The 5,781-nt window shown below is 62.3% G+C and carries 8 protein-coding genes; 2 read left to right on the forward strand and 6 right to left on the reverse strand.

Features of this window, described 5'->3' with window-relative positions; all coding sequences use genetic code 11:
• Positions 1–24: 24 nt before the first annotated feature.
• Positions 25–588 carry a type 1 glutamine amidotransferase domain-containing protein gene (locus EN879_RS22015; protein WP_013528771.1) on the forward strand — a complete coding sequence of 188 codons (564 nt, stop codon included), beginning with the start codon at positions 25–27 and terminating at the stop codon, positions 586–588.
• Positions 589–631: 43 nt separating this feature from the next.
• Here EN879_RS22015 and EN879_RS22020 read toward each other — a convergent pair whose 3' ends face one another.
• Entirely contained in the window at positions 632–1,420 is a 789-nt protein-coding gene (locus EN879_RS22020; protein ID WP_063169576.1) for a SapC family protein, read from the reverse strand.
• Between the two features lie 236 nt (positions 1,421–1,656).
• Between EN879_RS22020 and EN879_RS22025 the strand changes: the two genes are divergently transcribed.
• Complete coding sequence (locus EN879_RS22025) at positions 1,657–2,052, forward strand: hypothetical protein (RefSeq protein ID WP_244514245.1); 396 nt, start codon at positions 1,657–1,659, stop codon at positions 2,050–2,052.
• A 72-nt stretch (positions 2,053–2,124) separates the two neighbouring features.
• On the opposite strand, the gene EN879_RS22030 is transcribed toward EN879_RS22025, so the two are convergent.
• From EN879_RS22030 to EN879_RS22050, 5 genes are read right to left on the reverse strand one after another with little or no spacing between them, the layout of a single operon-like run.
• Complete coding sequence (locus EN879_RS22030) at positions 2,125–2,661, reverse strand: GNAT family N-acetyltransferase (protein ID WP_244514246.1); 537 nt, start codon at positions 2,659–2,661, stop codon at positions 2,125–2,127.
• Positions 2,662–2,672: 11 nt separating this feature from the next.
• Positions 2,673–3,995, reverse strand: coding sequence for a hypothetical protein (locus EN879_RS22035; RefSeq protein WP_063169578.1), 1,323 nt, complete (start codon positions 3,993–3,995; stop codon positions 2,673–2,675).
• A gap of 33 nt (positions 3,996–4,028) precedes the next feature.
• Entirely contained in the window at positions 4,029–4,553 is a 525-nt protein-coding gene (locus tag EN879_RS22040) for a tail fiber protein (RefSeq protein WP_063169579.1), read from the reverse strand.
• A 10-nt stretch (positions 4,554–4,563) separates the two neighbouring features.
• The gene (locus tag EN879_RS22045; RefSeq protein ID WP_063169580.1) at positions 4,564–5,064 is read right to left on the reverse strand and encodes a tail fiber protein; all 501 of its coding nucleotides are present in this window, start codon (positions 5,062–5,064) and stop codon (positions 4,564–4,566) included.
• Between the two features lie 13 nt (positions 5,065–5,077).
• A complete protein-coding gene (locus EN879_RS22050; protein WP_063169581.1) occupies positions 5,078–5,584 on the reverse strand; it encodes a tail fiber protein in 507 nt (168 codons plus the stop codon).
• Between the last annotated feature and the right edge of the window lie 197 nt (positions 5,585–5,781).

Below are 5,781 nucleotides of genomic sequence, written 5' to 3' on the forward strand. Positions count from 1 at the left end.
CCACCTAACGATGGAGAAAAACCAATGCAGGATATTTCCGGTAAGCGCGTCGCTATCCTTGCGACAAACGGGTTCGAACAATCCGAGCTTGAAGTTCCGCTCAAAAAATTACGCGAGGCGGGCGCCGAGGTCGATGTCGTGTCGCTCGCAAGCGGCAAGATCAAAGGCTGGGACCTCAAGGACTGGGGTCGGGAGATTCCTGTCGACAAGACGTTGGATGAGGCGCGGTCGGACGACTATGACGCGATCGTCCTGCCTGGCGGGGTCATCAATCCGGATCTGCTGCGCGTCGAGCGAAAGGCCCTGGACTTCGTCGAATCGTTCTGGTCGGCCAAGAAGGTCGTCGGCGCGATCTGCCATGCGCCCTGGCTTCTCGCCGAGACCGGCATCGTAAGGGGTCGCCGGGTCACGTCTTACAAATCGATCAAGACCGATGTGATCAACGCCGGCGGTCTGTGGGAGGACACCGAAGTCGTCACCGACCAGGGGCTCGTCAGCAGTCGCAATCCCGGCGATCTCGACGCGTTCTGCGACAAGCTCGCCGAGGAGATCAGGGAAGGGCGGCACGACAGAAGGGTTGCTGCCTAGCCGCCTGTCCGCCCAGACGATCGACCGCGCAAGCTTTTCACAGTCAGCCCTTCGCCCCATCCGCCTTCCGCAGCGATGCCTGATGCACCAGCGAGGTCCAGCTGTTGGTCGAGGCGAGGTGGCAATAGAGCAGGCCGAGCGCGCCTGATTTGCGCAGGTCGAGAAACGCCTCGTCGCTCAATTTGTTGAAGGCCGGCTCGTCGATCACCTGGAAGTCGGTGAGGTTGAGCACCTCGCCACCCTCCAGCGTCACCTTGCTCTGGCGCGGCGAAAACAGGCCGTGCGCATCGATCTTTTCGACCATCTCGCGGGTGGCTCGGAAGTCGATCTGGAACTGGTTGCAGAAGGCGAGCGCCTGTCTGGTCGCTTCGGTCGGCTCGTTGCCGGCGAAGAACGGCAGGATCTTGTCGTCGCGCAACGGCGCCAGCAGCTGGTCGACGATGCGATTGCTGGCCCGGTCGGCGCACAGCGTCAGCCGGCCGGCCGATGTCGGGTCTTCGGCCAGGATGAAAGGATAGCGCCGGACATAGGCGGGGATGTAGTGCGGCCCGGTCCATTTGCCGTCGGCATCGACGAACAAATTCTCGTTCTGGCGCACGCCGGTGATGATCACCGGCGACTTGGCCGGGCCGATGAAGACGATCGGGTAGGAGCGCATCGCCGCCGGCATTTCCGACGCGACCACCGGAATGGCGTGCGCCGAGCGGGCGAAGCCGAAGTCACTGCGCGCGGTCAGGCCAAGCGAGCCGTGCCGCGCCGGATTGAGCGCCTCGGGCCTCGAATAGAACAGCGGCAGCGCATCGCCCGTCACGTCCGTCTTTGCATCCGCCATCATCCGTCTCCCGCACGCCCATCAGGCTGCCAATGGTCCCGAAGCCGGGATCTATGCTTTGTTTGCGCTGATCTTGGATCGAAAGGAATCCCGCGCAGGACAAAGTACTACAGCGTCTCTTGCGCGCATAAAAGGACAGGCGGTGCTGTATCTTTGGGATTTGCGGCGATCGATTGTCTTGGGGAACACGACCCCCGCCTCCCCGCCTCTGGACAGCTTTCGGCGAAGCGGCGACAGTGCCGCCGCTGGAGCAATTCCGGGAAAAGTGTGCAGCGGTTTTCCCCTGGCAATTGCGGAGAAACAAAGAGCTGGATCGGATCCGAACGCTGAACCGCTCCAGCGCAAAGATTGAGGCAAACGGGATGGCGTCGGTGTCGGATTTCGAGCAGGGACAAACCTTCACCATCGAAGCCGGGGGCAAGCAGATCCCGCTCGAACTGAGCGCGGTCAAGCCCATCGCCGCCAGCCCGCGCCCGGGTGGCGGTTTCTCGCTGCTGTTTAGAGGCCCGCGCGACATCGCGCTGCCGCAGGCGACCTACCTTTTCACTGGCACAAGCGGCAGCCACGAGATCTTCATCGTGCCGGTCGCCGCCGATGCGGCCGGGCGGCTGTACGAAGCGGTGTTCAACTAGGCGACGTTTGCTCTTTGAGGCGACGCTTGCGCTGCGGCGCGAAACCTTGACGCCAGCGGGACAGCCATCGTCTCACCCCGCCCCGCCACTCGGCGCCGCACATTCCATCAAATCGTATACACCCTTGTCCTCGACCACCGCAAAACCGAGCCTGACATAGAGCCACCTGGCCGGATTGTGCTTCTCGACGTGGATCGATACTGATTTGCCGGCTAACCATGCCTCGTCGATGAGATCGCGCAGCAGTGCGGTGCCGTAGCCCTTGCGGCGATGCTCCGGCAGGAAGGCAATGTCGATGATGCGGTGCTGGCCTGGCCAGCGCTCGATGTAGAGCCGGCCGATGTCTTTCCCCGCTCGTTCCACCACCAGCCAGTCGGCCTCGGGATAGTGTTTTCGGTAATGCGCGTGCTGCGCCTGGAACTGCATGTCGAGGAAGGCGGCCTTCTGTGCCTCGGTCCACGCCGTCACGGCGAGTTCTTCCACGCGCGTCGAGGCATAGAGCCGCGACAGGAACGGCAGATCCGCCTCTGTCGCGGCGCGGAAGCCGAGCCCGGCCTTCTCCGACCGGGACCAGGCTGCGAGCCGATACGCCTGCTTTGCCTCTGTCACGCTGCCTGACGTCAGACCGGCGGCGTCAGGTCGCGCACGACGACGATCTGCTTGAGGTTGCTGGTGGCCAGCGCCGTCCACGTCCACTCCCATTCGGAGCTGTCCATGGCCATCTGGTTGATGGTCCACAGACCATTTGTGCCGTCGTTCTGGACCATCATCGAAAACAGGGCAAGGCGGCCATCGGCATTGTAGTCGAGCGACAGGCTGGTGTTGGCGCCGGAGCCGCCGAAATCGCGCCATCCCGACCAGTTCTGGGTGGCGGCGTCATATTGGGCGTTGAAGGAGTGGACATGCTGCTGGTCGGAGGCGACCAGCATGATGTCGCCGTCGCCCTGGATGCCGGCGCAGAGCGTGTATTTGGGAACCCTGCTGTAACCGGGCGTCGCCCAGGCCGTCCAGGTGTCGGAGCCGGCCGGCAATTGCTTGGTGTGCAGGACCTGGCCTTGCTGCGTCATGGCAAACAGATTGGTGCCGCCCAGCGGACCGACAATCGGCGCCATTTCCGTGAAGGGGTAGCCGGCGTCGATCTGCACCCATGGCGTCCAGTCGGCGACCGTCAGCGCCTGGACCTTGGCCTGCTGGCAGCGATAGAGATGGAGGGCGGAGTTGATGCCGAACAGCGCGATGCGGCCGTCTGCCTGGCGCAGCGCCGTGATCGCCACGAGCTGCCCGGTCAGCTGGATCCAGGCGCTCCACGGCTGGACTGGCGGCCTGAGCTCGTCGACGGTGACGACGATCGGCGTCGTCGTGCCGGGCGGCGTGATGGTTTTCTGCACTTGAACAATCACATCCGGGTTCTGGTAGATCCACCAGATGCGGCCCAGATTGTCGGTGAGGAAGATTTCGACGCGGCCATCGGCATCGCGCGCCATCGTCAGTTTCTGATAGGAGGTGGCACCGGGCGGTGTGCCAATGCTCGTCGGCGCGGTCCATTTGTCGATCGGACCGATCTGGTTGGGGTCTTCGGTGATGAAGGACAGGTTGGTGGTGCCCGAGGCTTGCGCGACCACGGCGACGCGACCGTCCCTGGTGAGGCCCGCCGTCATGATCACCCAGGCGCCGGGCGCGATGAACGACCACGCCGCGGGCCATGACCCGTTCGGTGCGTCTTGAGCCTTCTGGATCAACTGACTTTTGGCGGAATCGATGCCCACCACCATCAGCCGCGACAGTTCGAAGAACGCCGCGCCGGCGGGCTTGTTCTGGTAGATGGGCGGGACGCTGGATCGCCGCGAGCGGGCGTTGGCCTTGGAAGCCGCCCGAGGCGCGGGCGCGGGCGTCCTTGCTGCGGGGGCCGATGCCTTCGACCTAGGTTCAGCTTTCTTGGCCATCGTATCGGTCCTGCCTTGTTGATTCGGAATTCCTCAGCCTCTCGGCGGGAAAAAGCCTTCCAGCGCGATGCAAAAAGTCAATGTCAGGTAGGGCATGCGATTGTTGTGCGGCAGACTGCCACCTGCCGGAGCCAGCATGTTCACTGCCATCGACACGATGTTAGCGGTCGTGTTCTTGTAGGCGTTGGCGTTGCTCGACCTGGCGATCGCCCGATCCGGCGTCGGGATCTGAAGCTCGGCAGGGTCGGTTACGGCGCGGATGTTGTGATTGTGCATCGGCATTTCCGATTCCAGTAGAGACACGGTATCCGAGCCACCGAACTGCCCTAGATCATAAAGCGCCAACCCTTGACCCTGGCCGGGTTGCATCGGCACATTGCCTTGCATGTCCGGCAAGCTGAAGGTCGATCTGCCATCGCCGCCATAGGTCGTGCCCAGCAGCGAGAACAAGGCCGTGTTTTGCGAGATCGGCATGAGCTGACCGTCGCAGGTCGCCCAGCCCCTGGGTGCGAAGTTGGACGGAAAAATTCGGATTTCCGCGACGAATTGGTCCGACATGGTCCTGTCCTTATGTTTGGGTCGGGAAAACGCCGAACAGTGAAATGATGAAATTGACACAGAGGTAAGGCTGCAGGTTGCTGTGAGGCTGGCTGCCACCCGTCATGCCGACCACAGGGTTGGCGAGGTTCGCCGTCGGTGTGTCCTCGACATAGAGCTTGCCTGTAGACGATTGGGCCACAACGTTGTTGGCGGGGCTCGTCTGGTTGGAGACGCTGCTCGTCGCCAGCATGGCGTGAGTGTGGCCGGTCATTTGCTGTATGTTCAGCGTCACGTCCTCGACGCCGCCGGTTTGCCCGATGATGAAACCGGTTCCCTGATGGACCGGCACGCGGCTGGCCAGGTTCGGCAGGTTGAATGTCTCCTGACCGTCGCCGCCATAGGTCGTGCCGATCAACTGGAACAGGGCATCGTTTTCGGAGATGGGTATCGTCTGGCCCTGACAGAACGCCCATCCGGCGGGCGCAAAGTTCCCCGCGAACATGCGAATCTCGCCGATGTAAACTGTCATGACTGCGCGTCCTTCAATTCCGCGACGGGAAGATACCTTGCAGGGCGATGCAAAAATTCAGCACCAGATAGGGCTGCATGTTTTCATGTGCCTGGCTGCCGCCCATCGTGGTGACGCTGCTGGGCACCAGCGTTGTCAGGTTCGATGTCGCGGGCGCGTAAAGCTGCGCGGGCGACGCCGCAAGCACATTGCCGCTGGCGACGAAGAGATCGCCGGAATCCGATGTCGCGCTGGCGGTGTGAGAATGCTGGGGAATCTCGGGCAGTGTGAGCGTATGCGCCTGCTCGCCGCCCCGCTCGCCCAGGAGATGACCTTGGCCGCCAGTATGAGTTGGCACGCGCCCGCGCAAATCGGGCAAGGCGAAAGTCGTTTGCCCATTGCCGCCATAGGTCGTGCCCAGCAGAGCAAACAATGCCTGGTTCTGGTTGATCGGCAGGAGCTGTCCGTCGCAGAACGCCCAACCTTGGGGAGGGAAGTTGAAAGAAATCAACTTGATTTCCGAGAGATACGGCTCGGCCATATACACCCCCAAACGTTCAATTTGTAGTAAAAAGCCAATCTCTACATGACGTTACGTTAGATCACCCACCGCCACAAAGCAATCTGCTCGGCCAATACATTTTGTAATTTATTCCAGCGCCACCGCGCGCAACGCCCGCCTATGGCAGGGGCGGCTCCGTAACCCCAACAATGGTCCCGAAGCCGGTGTTGTTGTGG

This window comes from Mesorhizobium sp. M7A.F.Ca.AU.002.02.1.1 (genome assembly GCF_003998535.1).
Lineage (GTDB): Bacteria > Pseudomonadota > Alphaproteobacteria > Rhizobiales > Rhizobiaceae > Mesorhizobium > Mesorhizobium ciceri.